We start from the raw sequence: 21,311 nt of genomic DNA, 5'->3' as shown, positions 1-21,311 counted from the left end.
AAAAACAGGCGGTAAAACTTGATGCATATCAATTTTGGTATGACCAATGACCCGTTCATGGTATTCTCAATTTCGCTGAATGGTTTCACTGCTGTAACTTGTTGTTAAATAAGAGCTATTTATATAACTTTTAATTAACAATTGGTTAATATTTTTAGGGGGTCTCGTGACTACACCATTGAAAAAAATCGTAATCGTAGGTGGCGGTGCCGGTGGACTGGAACTGGCGACTCAGCTGGGGAGAAAGCTGGGGCGTAACAAAAAAGCGAAAATCACGCTGGTGGACCGTAATCATAGCCATCTGTGGAAGCCGTTGCTGCATGAAGTGGCGACCGGTTCGCTCGATGAAGGTGTCGATGCGCTGAGCTATCTGGCCCACGCCCGCAACCACGGTTTCCAGTTCCAGCTGGGTTCAGTGGCGGATATTAACCGTGAAGCGAAAACCATTACGCTGTCCGAGCTGCGTGACGAGAAGGGTGAGCTGCTGGTCGCCGAGCGCAAACTGCCGTACGACACGCTGGTGATGGCGCTGGGCAGTACCTCTAACGATTTTAATACTCCGGGCGTCAAAGAGAACTGTATTTTCCTTGATAACCCGCACCAGGCACGTCGTTTCCATCAGGAAATGCTGAACCTGTTCCTGAAATACTCGGCTAACCTCGGCGCCAACGGCAAAGTCAATATCGCGATCGTGGGCGGCGGGGCAACCGGCGTAGAGCTCTCGGCTGAACTGCACAACGCGGTGAAGCAGCTGCACAGCTACGGTTATAAAGGGCTGACTAACGAGGCATTGAACGTGACCCTGGTTGAAGCGGGTGAGCGTATTCTTCCTGCGCTGCCGCCGCGTATTTCCGGCGCCGCTCACAATGAACTGACAAAGCTTGGCGTGCGCGTCCTGACGAAAACCATGGTGACCAGCGCCGATGCCAATGGTCTGCACACCAAAGACGGCGAGTTCATTAATGCCGACCTGATGGTTTGGGCGGCGGGGATCAAAGCGCCGGACTTTATGAAAGAGATCGGCGGTCTGGAAACCAACCGCATTAACCAGCTGGTGGTTCAGCCAACGCTGCAAACGACGCTTGACCCGGATATTTATGCGATCGGCGACTGCGCATCCTGCGCGCGTCCGGAAGGCGGATTTGTGCCGCCGCGCGCCCAGGCGGCTCACCAGATGGCGACCTGCGCGCTGAATAATATTCTGGCGCAGATGAAAGACAAACCGCTGAAGTCCTACGTCTACAAAGATCACGGTTCGCTGGTTTCGCTCTCCAACTACTCGACCGTCGGGAGCCTGATGGGCAACCTGATGCGCGGTTCGATGATGGTTGAAGGACGTATTGCGCGCTTCGTCTATATCTCTCTGTACCGTATGCACCAGATCGCGCTGCACGGCTACTGCAAGACCGGCCTGATGATGCTGGTAGGTCGCATCAACCGCATCATTCGTCCCCGTCTGAAGCTGCACTGAGTATCTGTTTGCCTCATTCCCGGGTTGTGCCGCCAGGCGCGCTCGGGATTGTGACAAGGCTAACGTCGAGCCGGTTATCTCCTTGCCGGCTCAACGACAGAATTTCTGTCTGTCATTGAGCGCATAACATCTCAGATTCCTCTGAATCCACTCCGTTTTCCGCTTTTCCTCGCATTTTTCATCCGCTTTCTCATTTGCAAGGTTCCCGGGTCGATAGCAGAATTGTTTCTATCAGCAACAAGGGAGGATACCCCGTGAATAAATCAATGTTGGCGGGTATAGGGATTGGCGTGGCTGCCGCGCTGGGTGTTGCAGCTGTCGCTGGTCTTAACGTCTTAGATCGTGGCCCGCAATATGCGCAAGTGGTGTCCAGTACACCGATAAAAGAGACCGTAAAAACTCCGCGTCAGGAATGCCGTAACGTCACCGTGACCCATCGTCGTCCGGTGCAGGATGAAAACCGCATCGCCGGCTCCGTTCTTGGCGCCGTTGCCGGCGGGGTCATCGGCCATCAGTTTGGCGGCGGTCGTGGTCGCAGCGTGGCGACCGTAGTGGGCGCGTTGGGCGGCGGTTATGCCGGTAACCAGATTCAGGGCTCGATGCAGGAAGGGGATACCTACACCACCACCCAGCAGCGCTGTAAAACGGTGTACGACAAGTCGGACAAAATGCTGGGCTACGATGTGACCTACAAAATCGGCGATCAGCAGGGAAAAATCCGCATGGAACACGATCCCGGTACGCAGATTCCGCTGGACAGTAACGGCCAGCTGGTCCTTAACAACAAAGCGTAAAAAAGACGTGACTGTTATTTGCCCCTCCTGCACTCAGGCTGAGGGGCTTTTTTTATCAGAAGCTGACGGCGTAGTTCAGGCCAAAGGTACGCCCGCGACCTTTGTATTCATACAGTGAACTGCTGCCGTAGGTCGGGCTGTAGAGCAGCGGGGCGCGCTGTCCCCAGATGGTGACATAGTCTTCGTTCAGCAGGTTCTCGATGCTGAAGGTCAGTTTGCCAACCGGGAGCGCATAGCTGCCGATAAAGTCTACGGTATTGTAGCCGTCGAGCTTATTACCGCTGGCATCGCTCAGGTCGAATACCTGCTGAGTCTGCACGCGCAGCGACCACGGATCCGGCGCCCAGCCGACCCAGGCGGTGGCTTTGGAAGGCGAAGCGAGAGTCACATCCCATTTCTGCCAGCTACCGTCACTCTTCACCTGGGATTTCAACACGTTGAAGTTTGCACCTGTGCTCCAGTCGCTATCCGGGAAGAAGTAATCGACGGCCCCTTCCACACCGTAAATACGCCGCTTGTCGGATTGTACGTCGATCGTCATATCGGTACGGTTAACAACAATGGTTTTGTCCGAGGTGGAGTAGTATGCCGCCAGCTGGGTACGCAGATTATCGCCGGTGTAACGCCAGCCCAGTTCGTAGGAGTTGACTTTGATCCCCTGCAGCGGCGAATCACCCACGTTGACACTCGACAGCAGGGGATAGTTGCCGTTGACCGCCGCGCCGTATTTGCCGATACCATAGTATTTACCCGGGTCCGGCAGCTCGACGCCCTGCGAGAAGTTAAACCAGGTCTGCTGGCGGTCGGTGAGGTGGGCGACAATACCGGCGTTAAACAGGAAGTTATCATAATCCGTTTTACCACCCGGGATGGCATCGGCCGAGTTCACCTTGCCGCTGGCGACATCCTGCTGCTGGGCGTAGCCGACAAAATCATCAACCCGGTTTTCCGTCCACTGATAGCGCACGCCGCCGCTCAGGGTGAAAATATCATTCAGGTCATAACTACTCTGCAGGAACGGCGCCAGGTTTGTAATGCTATAGCCCGGATAACGTCCTGTTGTATAGATAGACTCGTTGTGCAGGCCGCCTGATGCCATCGAGGTGTTCAGATCGAAGAACATCTGGTTGGCATTAAAGGTCTCATGATCGGCATCCAGCCCCCAGGTCAGATCCCAGCCGTCGAGCGGTTGGCTGTTGAGGGTAATCTTCGCACCGTACTGATCGGTATCCTGTTTAGATGAGGAGAAGCTGTTGACCTGACCTTTGGTGAGCGTCGGGAAGGGGTAAAAGGTCAGCGACTCGTCGCGATAATAGATCTGGCTGACCAGATTCTGGCCGTAGAAATCGGCATCGGAGTATTGCAGGCTAATCAGATGCCGTTCGGTGCCAGGAACGCGGTCGGAATTGAGTCCGTCGGTGGTATAGGCTTTACCCTCGCCGGTGACGGCCGACATGTTTTTGCCGAGATACAGGCCGTAATCATCGCCCTGGCTTTTATAGTATTGCGTTACCAGCTGCAGCTGACGGTTATCGTCAATGTTGATGGTGCCGGTGCCCATGACATCCAGACGATCCGAGTGCTGCAGGCCGGTCTGCGTATTATCGAGGACCAGCGCATCGTTATTGCCATCATACCAGCCGCCAAAACGCTGATAAGCCACCGATAACCGGCCGGAGGCATGGTCGGTGCCGCCGCTGACCGCCGCCGCTACGCGTTCGTCGTGATCGTTGCTGTTGGCAAACCCGCTTTTGCCACCTAATTCCAGATCCACCTGGCGTTCCTGCTGCCCTTTTTTGGTCACGATATTGATCAGGCCGCCGGTACTGCCGCCGCCATACAGCGAAGTGGCGCCGGAGATGACTTCAATATGCTCAATGTTGAACGGGTCGATGGCGTCGAGCTGACGGCTGTCGGTACGGGAAGAGTTGAGGCGAACGCCGTCGATCAGCACCACGATGGCCCGCCCACGCATGTTCATTCCGTAGTTGGTTCGTCCCTGGCTGCTGACATCAATGCCGGGAATCAACTGGGCCAGGACGTCTTTGAACTCCTTTCCACCCTGAACCTGTTGTTCTATCTCCTGACCTTCGATAACCCACGTGGTTTGCGCCATTTCGGCGACGGTGCGGTGAGTTCGGTTGGCGCTAACGATAATGTTTTCTTCATCCGCCTGCGCGACAAAGGCGGGCAGGGCGGTGGCCAGCAGCAGTGGGTTAAGCACCCAGAGACGCTTGTTCATACGCATTCCTTTTATGAGTTAACGGCATTCATATTGTTTTTAGTGTTCGATGCGGGCGCATCGGATGTTACAGATGGAAATAAGCAGAAAAACTTAAGAGCGGATTTTGCACGTAGTGATTATTGTTATCAATATCATTTACAACAAAATTGACACCTAACAGCGTGAAAACATGAGTAAAATTGGGGTTAATCAGGAAAGAAGGGTGAAAACCCGGTGGCGATCGTCACCGGGGAAGCGCAGATTAGTGCTGGAGGATTTGCGGCCACAGCCGCAGAGTGGTATCGGCGATTTGCATCAGTCTGGTGAAATCAGCCCCTTCGCGTGCGCTGATGGACATCCCTTGCAACACGCAGTTTAAGAACTGCGCCAGCTGTCGCACATCGCCGTTTTCCGGCAGCTCGCCGCGCAGCTGACGCTGCTGGAAGAACTGGGTCAGCGTTTGTTCCTGCATCGCGTGCCGCGACTTAATGGTATTGGCGATCGCGGTAGATGATGCCGCCAGCGCCGCGGAAGTATTGATCATAAAGCAGCCTGCCGGCGTGTCTTTGCTGGTAAAGCAGGTGGCAATGGCGGTGAAATAGTCCCGCAGCGCCTGATCGACTGATTTTTCTTCGGCAAACAACAGCGCTTCATGTCTGGCGGCAAAACGTGAAATATAGCGATCCAGAACCGCGCGAAATAACCCTTCCTTGTTGACGAACTCAGCGTACAGCGTCGGTGCTTTTGCCCCGGTCGCCTCCACCAGATCGGCAAGAGAAGTTGCCTCGTAGCCGTGCTGCCAGAAAAGTGCCATAGCCTTATCCAGCGCCGCTTCCTTGTCGAACACTTTAGGTCGGCCACGGCTTTTTTTTGTGCAACTTTGAACGTCAGTTGTCATGATGCCGCTGTACCTATGTTGGTTTGTTGAAGGGGCATTATAAAAACAAACGTTACAACCTTCCAGCGCTGAACCCGCAAAAATAAATAATTCATATATGTATGAATTTTAAGTTGTTTATAAATAAATAAACGATCGTTATAAAAATTCATTGACGTGTGATATAGGTCACATTATTATTTACCTATCGATCGTTAGTTAATTCTTGCGACCCTACTAAAAAAATCATCTGCATAGGTATAATAATCATGAAAAACATCAAAACGCTGACGCTGGCCGCCGTGCTAAGCTCTCTTTCTTTCGCCAGCTTCGCGGCTGTTGAGGTGCAATCCACACCTGCCGGCCAACACAAAATAGGTACTGTTTCTGCCTCCGCCGGGACAAACCTGGGCTCGCTGGAAGACCAGCTGGCGCAGAAAGCGGAAGAAATGGGCGCAACCTCTTTCCGTATCACCTCAGTCACGGGTCCAAACACCCTGCATGGCACTGCGGTTATCTACAAATAAGTTTCGTTTTACCCCTGTCATGCCACTGACAAAACGCGACCCCTGACCCCTTTATCAGGCCGCGAGCAGTAAGTTGTTCCCTGTTATGCCACTTACGTGACGCGGTTTTCACCCCTTTATGAAACCGCGAAGCGTCGCACTATCGTTTTACCCCTTTGTTATCCCATAAAAAAACCGCCCCCAGGGGCGGTTTTTTTATTTCAGTCTACGCACTTACAATGACTGCTCGCCAGCAGTATGGTGGCGGGTAACGTCAATCGGCATACCTGAACGCAGCGTCATCGCACGATCCATCACCGTCTGATCGGTCTGCGCGGCCTGCTTAAACGCCGTCATCTCACTATTCAGGACTATCGGCAGCGTCTGCGGATCGTCATTTAAGTGTTTGGACAGCGGCTGATGGATTTCCACCAGACGTCTACCGTCAGGCTCCACGGAGACTTTCACTGGCGTGTTGATAATATTGACTTTTGTCCCTGGGGTGACGTGCTTAAACAGGGTTTTGATGTCGTCATCGCGCAGGCGGATACAGCCGGAGCTGACGCGCATTCCGATGCCAAAATCGGCATTCGTGCCATGCAGCAGATAGACGCCGCCGTAGGCCGCAAGGCGGATAGCATGGTGGCCCATCGGGTTATCCGGCCCGGCAGGTACCACGCCCGGGAGTTCTATCCCCATCGCTTTATACCGTGCGCGAATATTCGCCGTCGGCGTCCAGGTTGGATTTGCGCGCTTGTCGGAGACGGTGGTGATCATCGTAGGGGTCAGGGTATCGCCTCCCAACTGGCCGATACCGATAGGGTAGACGGTGACCTCGTTTTTCCCCGGCGGGTAATAGTAGAGGCGAAGCTCGGCGAGATTAATCACCAGCCCTTCGCGCGGCGCTTCCGGCAGTAGAGTCTGGAGCGGAATGGTCAGCACGCTGCCGGCACGCGGAACGTAAGGGTCGACGCCGGGATTAGCCTGAAGTAATGCCAGAAAGCCCACGTTGTATTTTTTGGCGATAGCTTCCAGCGAACCGCCGTTATTCTGGACGACGTGAAACTGATTTTGCCCGACGAGGCGGCTGCCTGACGGCGGTAAGGGCCAGGTATTGGCGCGGGCAGGAAGGGCCAGGACGCCAGCAACGGCCACCATTATCAGCCACAGTGAGAAACGCGATATGAGAGTAGTCATAATAAATAAGTGGTTATTTTTTATGAGGAAACAGACGGGGATTATCGCGCGGGCATCTGTGGGGAAACCCTGGTGAATTGCAAAATGTTTGTAAAGTTTACCGGGTGTGACCGCGACGGAAGAAAAACAGGCGCGGAAGACGGCGACGGGCACCGTCTCCGCGCTGCGATTATGCGGTCGCGTTCTCTTCTAACTGACGCATAAACTGGCGAACCCACTCCATCCGCGTTTTACGCTCGCCAAGATCCTGCATGAACTTCAGTCGCGTCGGACCATCCAGACGGAAGTGCTGTGGCTGTTTTTGCAGCAGGCCAATCAGCCATACCGGGTTGACGTTGTTCTTTTCATTGAACTCAATCACGCCGCCTTTCTCATTGCCCTCCAGCTTCCGGATTCCCAGCTTCTGCGCCTGTTGACGCAGGCGGGCGATATCCAGCAGGTTTCTCGCCGCATCCGGCAGCGGGCCGAAGCGGTCAATCAGTTCGACTTTAATCTCTTCCAGGTCGTGCTCATTCCTGGCGCTGGCAATCCGCTTGTAGAACGAGAGTCGGGTATTCACATCAGGAATAAAGTCGTCCGGCAACAGTGAAGGCATACGCAGCTCAACTTCAGTCTGCTGGCTGGTCAGATCCTCAAGCGAAGGTTCGCGTCCGGCTTTCAGCGCATCGACAGCATTCTCCAGAAGCTCCATATAGAGCGAAAAACCGATGGTGGTCATCTGCCCGCTCTGATCTTCGCCCAGCAGCTCGCCGGCACCGCGGATTTCCAGGTCATGCGTAGCCAGCGCGAAACCGGCGCCGAGATCCTCCAGCGAGGCGATGGCTTCCAGACGCTTTTGCGCATCGGTGGTCATCGCTTTCGGGTGCGGCGTCAGCAGCCAGGCATAGGCCTGATGATGCGAGCGGCCAACGCGTCCGCGCAGCTGGTGCAGCTGAGCCAGACCGAAATGGTCCGCGCGCTCGATGATAATGGTATTGGCGGTCGGGATATCGATCCCGGTCTCAATGATGGTGGTACAGACCAGCACGTTAAAGCGCTGGTGGTGGAAATCATTCATCACCCGTTCCAGCTCGCGCTCGCGCATCTGCCCGTGACCGATGGCAATACGTGCCTCCGGCACCAGCTCCGCGAGTCGATCCGCCGCTTTCTGGATATTCTCCACGTCGTTATAGAGGTAGTAGACCTGGCCGCCGCGCAGCACTTCACGCAGAATCGCCTCGCGAACCACCAGCGAGTCATACTCCCGGACGAAGGTTTTCACCGCCAGACGGCGGGCGGGCGGCGTGGCAATAATGGACAGATCCCGCATTCCGCTCATCGCCATGTTCAGCGTTCGTGGGATCGGCGTGGCGGTCAGCGTCAGAATATCGACGTCGGCACGCATCGCCTTGATTCGCTCTTTGTGGCGAACCCCGAAGCGATGCTCTTCATCGACGATCAGCAGCCCAAGGTCGCGCAGTTTGACTTCGCTTTGCAGCAGCTTATGCGTGCCGATAAGAATATCGATTTTACCCTCGGCGGCCTGTTCAAGAATCTGCGCCTGCTCTTTCGCGCTGCGAAAGCGTGACAGCATTTCAATGCGTACCGGCCAGTTGGCAAAGCGGTCGCAGAAATTATCGAAGTGCTGCTGCGCGAGCAGGGTGGTTGGCACCAGGACCGCGACCTGCTTGTGGTTCTCCACTGCCAGGAACGCGGCACGCATCGCTACTTCGGTTTTACCGAAGCCGACGTCGCCACAGACCAGGCGGTCCATGGCCAGCGGTTGACACATGTCGCTGAGAACGGCGTTAATTGCCTGCGCCTGATCCGGCGTGGTCTCAAACGGGAAACCGTCGCAGAATAGCTGGTACTGTTCGCGATCGTGCTTAAAGGCAAAGCCCGATTTCGCCGCGCGCTGGGCATAAATATCGAGCAGTTCCGCCGCCACGTCGCGCACTTTTTCCGCCGCTTTCTGCCGCGCGCGCGCCCAGGCATCGCCACCGAGTTTATGCAGCGGGGCGCTCTCTTCTGCCCCGCCGGCGTAGCGGCTAATCAGATGCAATGATGACACCGGCACATACAGTTTGGCATCGTTGGCGTAGGTCAGCATCAGGTATTCCCCTTTGATGCCGCCAGCTTCCAGCGTGGTCATACCGGCATAACGACCAACGCCATGCTCCAGGTGCACCACCGGCTGGCCGATGTGCAGTTCCGCCAGGTTACGGATTAAGGTGTCGGGGTTAATGGTGCGGCGTGAATCCTGGCGACGACGCGCCACGCGCTCGCCCAGCAGGTCGCTTTCGCAAATCAGTGCCAGATTACGCGGGCTATCGATAAACCCGTGTTCGGCGGCGCCAATCATTAAATAGCGGCCGTTGCCGGTGGCTTCTTCCAGCCGCAGAATATGTTTCGGCGCAATTTTGATGCGCGCCAGCACTTCGCCCAGCGCCTCCCGGCGACCTTCGCTCTCAACCGAGAAAATAACCGGGCCGTTAAAGGTTTCGAGGAAACGACGCAGATTGTCCAGCGGCGCTTTGTTCTGTGCCTGCACCGAGAGGTCCGGCAGCGTTTGATAGCCGAGGTTAATATTGGCGGCTTTCTCGGCCAGACGCTCCGTTTTTAACTGAATACGCGGCCATTTTTTCAGCTCGCTGAACAGTTCGTCGATCCGCAGCCAGAGCTGTTCCGGCGGCAGCAGCGGACGCATCGGGTCGACGCCGCGGCTTTCGAAACGGGCGCGGGTTTCGTTCTGAAAACGCCCGGCGCTGGCTTCCAGATCGCCGGTATTGACGATCAGGGCGTTTGCCGGGAAGTAGCTGAACAGCGGCGGGAGCGGCTCACTGAAAAACAGCGGCTGCCAGTATTCAATCCCGGTCGGTAAGGTCCCTTTGCTGACCTGCTGATAGATATGTTCGGCGTCCCGCTTGACCTCAAAACGGTCGCGCCACTGGCTACGGAACAGCTCAATCGCCGCCTGATCGGTCGGGAACTCATGTGCGGGCAGCAGATTAATGGCGGCCACCTCTTCCAGCGTACGCTGGCTGTCGACGTCGAACAGGCGCAGGCTGTCGATTTCATCATCGAAGAAGTCGAGGCGGTAGGGTTGTTCGCTACCCATCGGGAACAGGTCAAGCAGGGCGCCGCGGGTGGCGTACTCCCCGTGTTCCATTACCTGATCCACATGGCGATAGCCGGCGCTGTCCAGCTGAGTGCGCAGGGCGTCACGCGACAGACGCTGGCCTTTTTTCATCACCAGCGCGTGTCCGTGGAGGAAATTATGCGGACAGACGCGCTGCATGAGTGTGCTGACCGGCACGATCAGCACGCCGCGCTGCATGGTGGGTAATTGATAGAGAGTGGCGAGGCGGGAAGAGATAATGTCCTGATGCGGCGAGAAGCTATCGTAAGGTAGCGTTTCCCAGTCTGCCAGGCCCGTCACCATGCTGTCGGTAAACTGGCGAACTTCATCGTTCAGGCGCAGGGCATTTTGCATATCGGGGGCGACGAGTATAACCGGCCCACCGTGGCGCTCGGCCATTTCCGCAACCAACGTGGCACAAGCCGCGCCGGTTAATTCACCGAGGTGCCGCTGTTCGCCGGGCTTGACCGGCAGTGTGTATCGGTATTGTTGAGGCATAGCTGTTATCAGGATCCCTTCTTGATTCGCTCGATATGTGTACCCTAAATATTTCGAATTGCTGCTCAAAAACACCTCAGGCATTGTTGAACAGCGCTTGCACTGACCCCGAAGGGACAAGGCCACAGGCCAGGTTACGCGGCAAGTGAGCGACAAATTCGTCAGGAACGAACCTGAACAGTCGACGATGCCTCTGGCGAGGGACAAAGTGATCCCTCATTTTGCCGATTGCGACCCGATGAGCTTACGCAGGTAAGTGATTCGGGTAAACCAGCGTCGCCAATGCACATGCAGCTTGAAGTATGACGGGTATATAAGGGCAAACCGCTAATATTCAATGTTGATGATTATCCGCGATTGACCCGTATTCGCCAACCTGATTGACGGTGAGAGGACCCGCCACGGGGAAAGATTCTGATAGATATGCGCTGACTAATCAAATATCCATTTGATTTATCTTTACTTTTTTCTTATTGCGCGACAAAAACTTACCGTTCCAGTGATTTACGCGTTGTGCTATGCCATATATACTCGTGCATCGGCTATCAGCAACCAGATGGATTACATGTACCAACCTGCCGCACTCTTTATCGGCCTTCGCTACATGCGCGGGCGCGCAGCCGACCGCTTCGGTCGTTTCGTCTCCTGGCTATCCACCATCGGCATTACGCTTGGCGTGATGGCGCTGGTGACCGTGCTTTCGGTCATGAACGGCTTCGAGCGCGAGCTGCAGAACAACATCCTGGGGCTGATGCCGCAGGCCATGATCAGCGCACAGCAGGGCTCGGTGAACCCTCAGCAACTGCCGGAAAGCGCCATCAAATTACAGGGCGTTACGCGTATTGCGCCATTAACGACCGGCGATGTGGTGCTGCAAAGCGCCCGCAGCGTCGCAGTTGGCGTGATGCTGGGTATCGACCCGACGCAAAACGATCCGCTCACTCCCTATCTCGTTAACGTGAAGCAAAGCGATCTTCAGGCCGGGAAATATAACGTTATTCTGGGCGAACAGCTTGCCGGTCAGCTGGGGGTCAACCGCGGCGATCGGATTCGGGTCATGGTGCCCTCAGCCAGTCAGTTCACGCCAATGGGGCGGGTGCCCAGCCAACGACTGTTTAACGTTATCGGCACCTTTGCCGCCAACAGTGAAGTGGACGGCTATCAGATGTTGACCAATATCGACGACGCCTCGCGCCTGATGCGCTACCCGCTGGGTAACATTACCGGCTGGCGTCTGTGGTTGAGTCAGCCTTTGCAGGTGGATACTCTCAGCCAGCAGGCGCTGCCGCAGGGAACGAAGTGGCAGGACTGGCGCGAGCGGAAAGGCGAGCTGTTCCAGGCCGTGCGTATGGAAAAAAATATGATGGGCCTGCTGCTGAGCCTGATCGTGGCCGTTGCGGCGTTTAATATCATTACCTCGCTGGGGATGATGGTCATGGAAAAACAGGGCGAGGTGGCGATTTTGCAAACCCTGGGGCTAACCCCGCGACAGATTATGCTGGTCTTTATGGTCCAGGGGGCCAGCGCCGGGATCGTCGGCGCTTTGCTTGGCGCCGCATTCGGCGTACTGCTTGCCAGCCAGTTAAATAATTTAATGCCGATTATCGGCGCGTTCCTTGACGGCGCTGCGCTGCCGGTCGCAATCGAGCCTTTACAGGTGACGATTATCGTTCTGGTGGCCATGGTGCTGGCATTGTTATCAACGTTGTATCCTTCCTGGCGCGCTGCCGCCACTCAACCCGCTGAGGCTTTACGTTATGAATAAGATCCTGCTGCAATGCGACAATCTGTGCAAACGCTATCAGGAAGGCACTGTGCAAACCGACGTGTTGCACAATGTCAGCTTCAGCATTGAGGAAGGGGAGATGATGGCGATTGTCGGTACCTCGGGTTCCGGGAAAAGTACGCTGCTCCATCTGCTCGGCGGACTGGATACGCCGACCTCCGGCGATGTGATCTTCTCCGGGCAGTCGATGAACCGGCTCTCTGCGGCCGCGCGAGCCGACCTGCGTAACCGTGAACTGGGTTTTATCTATCAGTTCCACCACCTGTTGCCGGATTTCACCGCCCTTGAAAACGTGGCAATGCCGCTGCTGATTGGCAAACAGAAAGCAGCGGATATTGAACGTCAGGCTAAGGCGATGCTGCATGCCGTGGGGCTGGAACACCGCAGCAACCACCGCCCGTCAGAGCTATCCGGCGGCGAGCGCCAGCGGGTGGCGATTGCCCGGGCGCTGGTCAACAAGCCGCGGCTGGTGCTGGCGGATGAGCCGACCGGTAACCTCGATGCCCGCAACGCCGACAGTATTTTTCAGCTGCTGGGGGAACTGAACGTTGCCCAGCGCACCGCTTTTCTGGTGGTGACCCACGACCTGCAACTGGCCAAACGGATGAATCGCCAGCTGGAGATGCGTGATGGCCATCTGGACGCGGAACTGACCCTGATGGGGGCCAGGTAATGACTTCTCCGTTATCGTTATTGATTGCCCTGCGTTTTAGCCGCGGACGGCGGCGTGGCGGCATGGTGTCGCTGATTTCGGTGATTTCAACCATCGGGATTGCGCTCGGGGTGGCGGTATTGATCGTCGGCCTCAGCGCAATGAACGGTTTTGAACGTGAGCTGAACAACCGCATTCTGGCCGTGGTGCCGCATGGCGAAATCGAGCCGGTGAAGCAGCCGTGGACCAACTGGAACGACGCGCTGGCGAAGGTGGAAAAGGTTAAAGGGATCGTTGCCGCGGCGCCGTATATTAACTTCACCGGGCTGGTGGAGAGCGGCAGCAACATGCGCGCCATTCAGGTCAAGGGTGTCGATCCTCAGCAGGAAAGCCGCCTGAGTTCGCTGCCTCAGTTTGTTCAGAATAACGCGTGGGCTAATTTTAAAGCCGGCGAACAGCAGGTCATTCTCGGTAAAGGGGTGGCGGATGCGCTGCACGTGAAGCAGGGCGACTGGGTTTCCATCATGATCCCCAACTCTGACTCCGAACATCAGCTCCTGCAGCCGAAACGCGTCAGGCTGCATGTGACCGGGATTTTGCAGCTCAGCGGCCAGCTCGATCACAGTTTTGCGATGATCCCGATGAGCGATGCCCAACAGTATCTGGAGATGGCTGGCAGCGTGACCGGGATTGCGATTAAAGTTACCGATGTGTTCCACGCCAACACGCTGGTGCGTGATGCCGGCGAAGTGACCAACAGCTACGTTTACATCAAAAGCTGGATCGGGACTTACGGTTATATGTATCGTGATATTCAGATGATCCGCGCCATTATGTACCTCGCGATGGTGCTGGTGATCGGCGTGGCCTGCTTTAACATCGTTTCCACCCTGGTGATGGCGGTGAAAGATAAAAGCAGCGATATTGCGGTACTGCGCACGCTCGGGGCGAAAGATGGCCTGATCCGCGCCATTTTTGTCTGGTATGGTTTGCTTGCCGGTTCGGTCGGGAGCCTGATTGGCGTGGCGATCGGCGTCATTTGTGCGCTGAATCTGACGTCCATCATCAACGGCCTCGAATACCTGATCGGGCACAAATTCTTGTCCGGCGACATCTATTTTATTGACTTCCTGCCGTCTGAACTGCACTGGCTGGATGTTATTTATGTGCTGGTGACGGCACTGTTGCTGAGTTTGCTGGCCAGCTGGTATCCCGCCCGCCGCGCCAGCCGCATAGACCCGGCGAGGGTGCTGAGTGGCCAGTAATTCAGTGGATTGCGGGGGATGAACTCGTAGGTCGGGTAAGGCGAAGCCGCCGCCTGACATTGCGCCCGCTGGCGCTTCGCTTGCGCGGACCTACAAGAACTTCTGTCGTCCACTCTTTACGTCCTGACCTTTTCGGTCAGTAAAGAGGAATTGCTATGTACTACGGATTTGACATTGGTGGCAGCAAAATAGCGCTGGGCGTGTTTGATAGCGCGCGGCGATTGCAGTGGGAAAAACGCGTTGCCACGCCGAAGGAGAGTTATGCCGACTTTCTGCAGGCGGTAGAGGCGCTGGTCCATGAAGCTGACAGCCGCTTTGACTGTCAGGGGACGGTGGGGATTGGGATTCCGGGAATGCCGGAAACTGCGGACGGCACGCTGTATGCTGCCAATGTTCCCGCAGCCAGCGGTCAGTCGCTGCGCAGCGATCTGAGCGCCCGGCTCGGGCGTGAAGTCCGTCTGGATAACGATGCCAACTGCTTTGCTCTCTCCGAAGCCTGGGACGATGAATTTACGCAATATCCGCTGGTCATGGGGCTGATTCTCGGTACCGGAGTGGGCGGCGGCCTGGTCCTCAACGGTAAATCGATTACCGGACATAGCTATATTACCGGTGAATTTGGCCATATCCGGCTGCCGGTGGATGCGCTGGAGGTGGTGGGGCGTGATTTCCCGCTCACCCGCTGCGGCTGCGGCCAGCTGGGCTGCATTGAAAACTATCTCTCCGGCCGCGGTTTTGCCTGGCTCTATGAACATTTCTATCAACACACCCTGACTTCACCCGACATCGTGGCGCTCTGGCAGCAGGGCGATGCGCGGGCGCGTGAGCACGTCGAACGCTATCTTGACCTGCTGGCGGTCTGTCTGGGTAATATTCTGACTATCGTTGATCCGGATCTGCTGGTGCTTGGCGGAGGATTGTCTAACTTTACTGCCATAAGCGAAGGGCTGGCGCAGCGCCTGCCGCGACATTTACTTCCGGTTGCCCGGGTACCGCGTATTGAACGTGCGCGCCATGGCGATGCCGGAGGTATGCGCGGTGCGGCCTTCCTTCATTTGACTCATTAACCACAGGGGGAGCTATGTTGTCGCGCCGCTTACACCGATTGAGCCGTTTTCGTCGCAATAAACGTCGCTTGCGTGAACGTCTGCGCCAGCGGATTTTTTTTAAAGAGGATAAGGCGGCTGTGGAAACAGTAGATAAACCCAGGGTTGTGGTGCTGACCGGCGCCGGCATTTCGGCGGAGTCAGGTATTAAAACGTTTCGCGCGGCCGATGGTTTGTGGGAAGAGCACCGGGTGGAAGATGTGGCGACGCCGGAAGGCTTCGCCCGCGATCCTGCGCTGGTGCAGGCATTTTATAACGCCCGTCGCCGGCAGCTGCAGAGCCCCGAGATAGCGCCGAATGCGGCACATCAGGCGCTGGCGCGGCTGGAAGCGGCGTTGGGCGATCGATTTGTGCTGGTCACCCAGAACATTGATAACCTGCACGAACGCGCGGGAAACCGCCGGGTGATTCATATGCACGGCGAGCTGTTGAAGGTGCGCTGTTCGTGGAGCGGACAGGTGCTGGAGTGGACCGGAGACGTCACGGCGGAAGATAAGTGCCACTGCTGTCAGTTCCCGGCGCCGCTGCGCCCGCACGTGGTCTGGTTTGGGGAGATGCCGCTGGGGATGGATGACATTTACAACGCGCTGGCCGATGCCGATATCTTCATCGCCATTGGCACTTCCGGGCACGTTTACCCGGCGGCAGGTTTCGTGCACGAAGCCCGTCTGCAGGGAGCGCATACCGTGGAGCTCAACCTCGAACCCAGCCAGGTCGGCAGCGAATTTGCCGAAAAACACTACGGTCTGGCGAGCGAGGTTGTACCGGCATTCGTCGACCGGCTGTTGAAAGATCTCTGATTCCGTCGCGCGATGGCGTTGATTGCCGGGCGCGAAAGACACCAGGCCGCTCTATGTTTTTCATAGGCGGCCTGTTTCATATCGGCCCGATCGTTCCCGCCGGGTATGACAGCAGAGCAGGCGGCAAACCGGAGCAACGGCCAGCGCTCCCCGGTTATGCAGGCCGCGCCACGCGCCACGTTTTATAACGCTTTGTGCATATTGATGACCGCGCGGGCGTTGGACGCGCTGGTGGCGAGGACATCGATGACGCCAGTGCGCAGGGCGCCGAGTATCGCCGTTGCTTTGGTACTTTCCGAGGCGATGGCAATGACGCAGGGGATGGACCGCAGTTGTTCAAGACTCAGGCCGATAACCCGATCGTTCATAACGGTATCGACCGGTTTCCCCTGGATATTGAAAAAACTGTATCCGGCGATATCTCCCACCACTCCCTGATCCTGCCGGGCTGTCGCAATCTCTTTGGGGGAAAACCAGCCGAGCTGAACCATAAAGCTGTTCTCATTCATATCGCCGAGACCAATTATCGCAACGTCAGCTTTGCTGGCCTGCTCAAGGGTCGCTTTGATGAGGCGGTTTTGCATAAATGCCGCTCGCAACTCCGGAGTTTCAACATATGCAGGGGCGTAGAGCGTTTCACTGAAGCCGTTAAATTTACGTGCCAGGTTACGGCTGATGTGATCGGCATCTATGAGCTGGTTGTCGCGTTTGGTTCCGCCGATTCCACAGATAAAACGGCAGTGCCGCTCCGGGAAGATCCCAACGTGGTTGGCGACGGCAGCCACATTGCGCCCTTGTCCGACGGTCACCGTCATATCATTCTTTAAGATGCCGGCAAGGTAGTTACTGACCAACGCCGCCACCTGCTGACGCTGTTCGTCTTCATCATGGTGGTCCAGGGCGATTAAGGCGCGTTTGATGCCGAAATGGGAAATAAACTGCTGCTCTATCTGCGAGCTAAAGACCGGGTGATATTTCACGCTGATCTCCACAATCCCTTCCTGTCGGGCTTTTTTCAGCAGCCGACCGACTTTAATCCGTGAAATGCCGAATCGCTGGGCAATCTCTTCCTGAGTTTGTTCCTGGTCATAATAGGCCACGGCGATTTCGGTCAGCAGTGCATAATCTGGGTCTTGTTCAGTCATCGTTTGGTGTTTCCATCTCTGATGTCCGCCTAATATTACTGCGACTTAAGAATAAATTCCTGTGTAACGCGTTGAACGATTTCACAATAGGCAGTGGCGTCCCAGGCCGCCCGGCCAATGAAGAGACCGTCGACATCCTCTTGTTGCAGTAATTCCACCGCATTTTGCTTGTTAACGCTGCCGCCGTAGAGCAGGGGGATTTGCAGCCCGGTTTCCTGACCAAAAAGTTCACATAGCCCCTGGCGTAGCGCCCGATGGATCTCTCCTGCTTGCTCCGGACGGGCCGGCGTACCCTGTTCGCCAATCGCCCAGATTGGTTCATAGGCAACAAGCGTGTCTACAACCTGCTGCCGGCTTAAGCCATGAAGGGCGATTTTCATCTGACGGACGACCGTTTCGCGCGAGACCTGCCAGCTTTTCTCTTCGGCGCTGTCGCCAATACATATCAGCGGACGCAAGCCATGACGCAACGCGCTATGGACCTTTCTGTTAATGGCGGCGTCGGTTTCGTTGAAGGCACCGCGTCGTTCGGAATGACCGAGCTCAACAAGCGTCGCTCCCGTTTCCAGCAGCATGTCTGCGGATATTTCACCTGTCCATGGACCGCTGTCGGCTTCATGCATATTTTGCGCGCCGGTCAGACAGCGAATATGTCGCTCCTGCAAATAGCGGCTGACCGGATGAATGGCCGTAAAAGGAGGGATGACAAAAGGCTGAATATCCGGATGAACAACCTGCCCCAGACGCTGCGCCAAAATCTCGCACCATTGCATCGCTTCGGAAAGCGGCTTGTTCATCTTCCAACTGGTGCCTAACCAAATTGTCTTCATCTTTCGTTCTCCATCGTAAGTAAATCAATGCGTTGTGAACATGGTTTATTCACCGCTGTGAAAGATTGAACTTTTTATCACTGTGTGAACATATGTTAGATCACATTTTTTTATTAAATAATTCGGTTGATTTTTTTATGTGACAAAGATCACCAATATCTTCTTAATCCTCAGGTAATGTTTTGCTCATATGATTAGCAAGTGAACATATGAACAAAATGACGTTCAACTACGAGAGGCCCACGATGTCACAAGAAAAAAAACCTGTTGTCGCAATCACTATCGGCGATCCTGCTGGGATCGGCCCGGAGATCACCGTTGCCACCATGATGGATAAAAGCGTGTATGACGAGTGCCAACCTTTTCTGATTGGATCGATCCCCATTGTCGCCCGGGCGATGAAGATCATGGGATGTGATTTTGCGTTGAACAAAATCACACACCCGGAGGAAGCGCTGTATCGCTGGGGAACCATCGATGTGATGGAAACCGGCGATTACGATTGCGACAGCATTGAATGGGGAAAAGTGCAGCAGTTGGCGGGAAAAATGTCGCTAGATTATGTGATGAAATCCATCGAATTAGGTAAAGCAGGCCTGATTGATGTGGTCTCGACGGCGCCGATTCATAAAGAAGCGATTAAGCTGGCAGGCTGTAAATTACCGGGTCATACCGAGATCTATCAGGTTGAAACGCAGTCAGATTATGGCCTGACGATGTTTCATGTTCAAAAATTGCGGGTGTTCTTCGTCAGTCGCCATATGGCGTTGAAAGCCGCGTGTGATTATGCCAACAAAGAACGCGTGCTGGCCTGCGTACAGCAAATTCACCATGAGTTCACCGCCCTCAAAATTGCCAATCCGCGTATCGCGGTTGCGGCGCTTAACCCGCACGCTTCTGATAACGGCCTGTTTGGTCACGAGGAAGCGGACAACCTGATTCCGGCGGTGAAGGCGGCGCAGGAGATGGGAATCAATGCGATTGGCCCGGTTCCGGCGGATTCGGTATTCCATCTTGGCAAGCAGGGACGTTATGACGCGATCCTTTCCCTGTACCACGACCAGGGGCATATCGCCTGCAAAACCCTCGACTTTGAACGCTCCATTACTATCACCTTCGGCCTGCCGTTTATGCGCAGCTCCGTTGACCACGGGACCGCTTTCGATATTGCCGGTACTGGCAAAGCAGGAACCGTCAGCATGCTGGAATCGACGCTGGTCGCGGCGCGTTACTGGAAAATGAAACATCAATAATCGCGGGCGTTAATGCGAATCAATGAGGACAAAGAGATGGAAAAGCATCTGTTGATTAGCAAAGGCAGTAAAGGCTGGGGTGGGCCGCTGACGATTGATATCCATCAGAGCAAAAAGATTGCTTATATCACCGGGGGATTGGTTCCCCCGGTTGTTGAACGACTGAGTGAGCTGACCGGCTGGCCTTCCGTTGACGTCTTTAAGAACGGCGAGCCACCGGAAGACGAAATTGGTTTGATGGTTATTGATTGCGGCGGTACGTTGCGCTGTGGGCTCTATCCGAAACGGGGTATTCCGACTATCAACCTGCATCCAACCGGTAAAAGCGGTCCGCTGGCGGAGTTTATTCATGAAGGCATCTATGTTTCCGGCGTGACGCCGGCCTGCATCGAAATGGTCTGGCCGCAAGGGGAAGGCGGTAAGCTGGGGATCGTCGCCGACGATCTGACCGGTGCGACCACCGTTGGGGTATTACTGGCGCGCAGCGGTTTAAAAACCGCCGCGTTCTTCGATACCGAATCCTTCGCTCGCAATGAGGTGGAGTATCCGGCGATGGTGGTCAGCAGCGACAGCCGTCCTCTGCCGAAAGCGGAAGCCCAGCAGCAGGTCAGCGCCGCGGTGAAACAGCTGCAGACCCGCGGCGCGCACTACTTTACCAAGCGTATCGATACCACCCTGCGCGGCGGCATAGGTTTTGAAATCGACGCCATGCTGGAGCAACTGCCGCTGGAAACGGTTGCCGTTGTGGTGCCGGCTATGCCGCAGTCGCGGCGTATTCTGGTTGGCGGCTACTCGGTGATTGACTCCGTCGCGCTTTCACGCACAGATGTGGCACGCGATGTACGCACTCCGGTTACCGAGTCCTGGGTGCCGGGGCTGCTGGCGGCGCAGACTCATCATCAGGTTGGACATATCGCGCTGGCCTCGGTGATGAAAGGCGAGGGGCAGTTGCAGGAGGATCTCCAGGAACAGCAGCAGCGCGGCGTGCGGGTGATTGTGGTCGATGCCATTACCGTGGAAGATGTCGATGCGATTGCCGGGGCGGTGGTTGCGCTGAACTGGAACGTACTGGCGGTCGACCCGGGCCCCTTTACCGAACGACTGGCGGTGCGTCGTGGCCTGATGCGGGAGACGCGAAGTAGCGTATCAGCGACGACGGCAGCGGAAAGCCAGCGCGGATCGATTCTTGTGGTTGCCGGTAGCGCAACGCCGGTGACGAAAAAGCAGCTCCAGCATCTGATCGCCAATGATGAAAGGGTTTGCCACATCCCCGTTGACGCCGAACTGTTGGTCGACAGGAAAAACGCCGCTGAAATCGAAGTTAATCGCGTGGTACAGCATGCCCGGCAGTGCGTACCGGCGCAGCAGAACGCCATATTCGTTTTTGAATCAGCGTTAACCGGACGACTGCTGGATCTACAGGAAGAAGAACAGCGCTTTGGTCTGGCGCACGGTCAGGCTGCGAAAAATATTAACCAGGGATTGGGGAATATTGTCCGTGAAGTGCTTAGCTGCGCGTCGGGAGAAATTAAAGGTCTGTATATGACCGGTGGCGACACGATGGTGAATGTTCTTAAAGAACTCGGCGCCACGGGAATTGAAATGATTGACTATGTGATACCGCAAACCGATATGGTGCGTATTATCGGCGGCGATTATGCCGGCCTGATTTGCATTGGCAAAGGCGGTTTAACCGGGCCGGATGATATTATTAGCACCATTGTCGAAAGAATTTATAAAGAAGCACAGCAATAATTAATAATTCATATAAATAAAAATCGGCGTAATG

Annotated in this window: 16 protein-coding genes; 10 read left to right on the top strand and 6 right to left on the bottom strand. The window is 55.6% G+C overall.

The window, feature by feature from the left end:
* The first annotated feature begins 166 nt into the window (after positions 1 to 166).
* Together AC236I_RS15330 and AC236I_RS15325 are read left to right on the top strand one after the other, a co-directional pair.
* Positions 167 to 1,471: an NAD(P)/FAD-dependent oxidoreductase gene (locus tag AC236I_RS15330; RefSeq protein ID WP_004860540.1), complete on the top strand. Its 1,305-nt coding sequence runs from the start codon at positions 167 to 169 to the stop codon at positions 1,469 to 1,471.
* A 254-nt stretch (positions 1,472 to 1,725) separates the two neighbouring features.
* Positions 1,726 to 2,265, top strand: a complete 540-nt coding sequence (locus AC236I_RS15325) for a glycine zipper 2TM domain-containing protein (protein ID WP_004860542.1) — start codon at positions 1,726 to 1,728, stop codon at positions 2,263 to 2,265.
* A 55-nt stretch (positions 2,266 to 2,320) separates the two neighbouring features.
* Here AC236I_RS15325 and AC236I_RS15320 read toward each other — a convergent pair whose 3' ends face one another.
* Positions 2,321 to 4,507, bottom strand: a complete 2,187-nt coding sequence (locus AC236I_RS15320; protein ID WP_487608541.1) for a TonB-dependent siderophore receptor — start codon at positions 4,505 to 4,507, stop codon at positions 2,321 to 2,323.
* A gap of 244 nt (positions 4,508 to 4,751) precedes the next feature.
* On the bottom strand, positions 4,752 to 5,387 hold the full coding sequence (locus AC236I_RS15315) for a TetR/AcrR family transcriptional regulator (protein WP_004860546.1): 636 nt from the start codon (positions 5,385 to 5,387) through the stop codon (positions 4,752 to 4,754).
* Positions 5,388 to 5,635: 248 nt separating this feature from the next.
* Here AC236I_RS15315 and bhsA point away from each other — a divergent pair, with 248 nt between their 5' ends.
* The gene (gene bhsA, locus AC236I_RS15310) at positions 5,636 to 5,893 is read left to right on the top strand and encodes a multiple stress resistance protein BhsA (protein ID WP_004860548.1); all 258 of its coding nucleotides are present in this window, start codon (positions 5,636 to 5,638) and stop codon (positions 5,891 to 5,893) included.
* A gap of 213 nt (positions 5,894 to 6,106) precedes the next feature.
* Here bhsA and ldtC read toward each other — a convergent pair whose 3' ends face one another.
* Together ldtC and mfd are read right to left on the bottom strand one after the other, a co-directional pair.
* A complete protein-coding gene (gene ldtC / locus AC236I_RS15305) occupies positions 6,107 to 7,069 on the bottom strand; it encodes a L,D-transpeptidase LdtC (RefSeq protein WP_004860549.1) in 963 nt (320 codons plus the stop codon).
* A 169-nt stretch (positions 7,070 to 7,238) separates the two neighbouring features.
* Positions 7,239 to 10,685 carry a transcription-repair coupling factor gene (mfd, locus tag AC236I_RS15300; RefSeq protein ID WP_004860551.1) on the bottom strand — a complete coding sequence of 1,149 codons (3,447 nt, stop codon included), beginning with the start codon at positions 10,683 to 10,685 and terminating at the stop codon, positions 7,239 to 7,241.
* Between the two features lie 565 nt (positions 10,686 to 11,250).
* On the opposite strand from mfd, the gene lolC reads away from it, so the two are divergent.
* From lolC to cobB, 5 genes are all read left to right on the top strand, one after another.
* Positions 11,251 to 12,450 (top strand): lipoprotein-releasing ABC transporter permease subunit LolC, encoded by a 1,200-nt coding sequence (lolC, locus tag AC236I_RS15295; RefSeq protein ID WP_015584636.1) that lies wholly within the window; start codon positions 11,251 to 11,253, stop codon positions 12,448 to 12,450.
* Positions 12,443 to 13,144, top strand: a complete 702-nt coding sequence (lolD, locus tag AC236I_RS15290) for a lipoprotein-releasing ABC transporter ATP-binding protein LolD (RefSeq protein WP_004860555.1) — start codon at positions 12,443 to 12,445, stop codon at positions 13,142 to 13,144. Before lolC ends, lolD begins: the two co-directional genes overlap by 8 nt.
* Positions 13,144 to 14,388 carry a lipoprotein-releasing ABC transporter permease subunit LolE gene (gene lolE / locus AC236I_RS15285; protein WP_487608540.1) on the top strand — a complete coding sequence of 415 codons (1,245 nt, stop codon included), beginning with the start codon at positions 13,144 to 13,146 and terminating at the stop codon, positions 14,386 to 14,388. Before lolD ends, lolE begins: the two co-directional genes overlap by 1 nt.
* 155 nt (positions 14,389 to 14,543) lie before the next feature.
* Positions 14,544 to 15,455: an N-acetylglucosamine kinase gene (gene nagK, locus AC236I_RS15280; RefSeq protein WP_004860559.1), complete on the top strand. Its 912-nt coding sequence runs from the start codon at positions 14,544 to 14,546 to the stop codon at positions 15,453 to 15,455.
* A 14-nt stretch (positions 15,456 to 15,469) separates the two neighbouring features.
* Positions 15,470 to 16,294 (top strand): Sir2 family NAD+-dependent deacetylase, encoded by an 825-nt coding sequence (gene cobB, locus AC236I_RS15275; RefSeq protein ID WP_004860561.1) that lies wholly within the window; start codon positions 15,470 to 15,472, stop codon positions 16,292 to 16,294.
* A gap of 182 nt (positions 16,295 to 16,476) precedes the next feature.
* On the opposite strand, the gene AC236I_RS15270 is transcribed toward cobB, so the two are convergent.
* Both AC236I_RS15270 and AC236I_RS15265 read right to left on the bottom strand, forming a co-directional pair.
* The gene (locus tag AC236I_RS15270) at positions 16,477 to 17,439 is read right to left on the bottom strand and encodes a sugar-binding transcriptional regulator (protein ID WP_004860563.1); all 963 of its coding nucleotides are present in this window, start codon (positions 17,437 to 17,439) and stop codon (positions 16,477 to 16,479) included.
* 35 nt (positions 17,440 to 17,474) lie between these two features.
* Positions 17,475 to 18,269 carry a triose-phosphate isomerase gene (locus tag AC236I_RS15265; protein ID WP_487608539.1) on the bottom strand — a complete coding sequence of 265 codons (795 nt, stop codon included), beginning with the start codon at positions 18,267 to 18,269 and terminating at the stop codon, positions 17,475 to 17,477.
* 245 nt (positions 18,270 to 18,514) lie between these two features.
* Here AC236I_RS15265 and pdxA point away from each other — a divergent pair, with 245 nt between their 5' ends.
* Positions 18,515 to 19,522 (top strand): 4-hydroxythreonine-4-phosphate dehydrogenase PdxA, encoded by a 1,008-nt coding sequence (gene pdxA / locus AC236I_RS15260; RefSeq protein WP_004860567.1) that lies wholly within the window; start codon positions 18,515 to 18,517, stop codon positions 19,520 to 19,522.
* A gap of 36 nt (positions 19,523 to 19,558) precedes the next feature.
* The gene (locus AC236I_RS15255) at positions 19,559 to 21,277 is read left to right on the top strand and encodes a four-carbon acid sugar kinase family protein (protein WP_088402228.1); all 1,719 of its coding nucleotides are present in this window, start codon (positions 19,559 to 19,561) and stop codon (positions 21,275 to 21,277) included.
* The last annotated feature ends 34 nt before the right edge of the window (positions 21,278 to 21,311 follow it).

The organism is Klebsiella sp. Sb-30, assembly GCF_057652795.1.
Note: the sequence above shows the minus strand (reverse complement) of the source record. Positions and strands in the feature narration are given on the sequence as shown.

Excerpts from the sequence above, each read along its gene's own strand:
- AC236I_RS15320 (WP_487608541.1), bottom strand. The coding sequence starts at position 4,507 with ATGAACAAGCGTCTCTGGGTGCTTAACCCACTGCTGCTGGCCACCGCC.
- AC236I_RS15315 (WP_004860546.1), bottom strand. The coding sequence starts at position 5,387 with ATGACAACTGACGTTCAAAGTTGCACAAAAAAAAGCCGTGGCCGACCT.
- bhsA (WP_004860548.1), top strand. The coding sequence starts at position 5,636 with ATGAAAAACATCAAAACGCTGACGCTGGCCGCCGTGCTAAGCTCTCTT.
- ldtC (WP_004860549.1), bottom strand. The coding sequence starts at position 7,069 with ATGACTACTCTCATATCGCGTTTCTCACTGTGGCTGATAATGGTGGCC.
- mfd (WP_004860551.1), bottom strand. The coding sequence starts at position 10,685 with ATGCCTCAACAATACCGATACACACTGCCGGTCAAGCCCGGCGAACAG.
- lolC (WP_015584636.1), top strand. The coding sequence starts at position 11,251 with ATGTACCAACCTGCCGCACTCTTTATCGGCCTTCGCTACATGCGCGGG.
- lolD (WP_004860555.1), top strand. The coding sequence starts at position 12,443 with ATGAATAAGATCCTGCTGCAATGCGACAATCTGTGCAAACGCTATCAG.
- lolE (WP_487608540.1), top strand. The coding sequence starts at position 13,144 with ATGACTTCTCCGTTATCGTTATTGATTGCCCTGCGTTTTAGCCGCGGA.
- nagK (WP_004860559.1), top strand. The coding sequence starts at position 14,544 with ATGTACTACGGATTTGACATTGGTGGCAGCAAAATAGCGCTGGGCGTG.
- cobB (WP_004860561.1), top strand. The coding sequence starts at position 15,470 with ATGTTGTCGCGCCGCTTACACCGATTGAGCCGTTTTCGTCGCAATAAA.
- AC236I_RS15270 (WP_004860563.1), bottom strand. The coding sequence starts at position 17,439 with ATGACTGAACAAGACCCAGATTATGCACTGCTGACCGAAATCGCCGTG.
- AC236I_RS15265 (WP_487608539.1), bottom strand. The coding sequence starts at position 18,269 with ATGAAGACAATTTGGTTAGGCACCAGTTGGAAGATGAACAAGCCGCTT.
- pdxA (WP_004860567.1), top strand. The coding sequence starts at position 18,515 with ATGTCACAAGAAAAAAAACCTGTTGTCGCAATCACTATCGGCGATCCT.
- AC236I_RS15255 (WP_088402228.1), top strand. The coding sequence starts at position 19,559 with ATGGAAAAGCATCTGTTGATTAGCAAAGGCAGTAAAGGCTGGGGTGGG.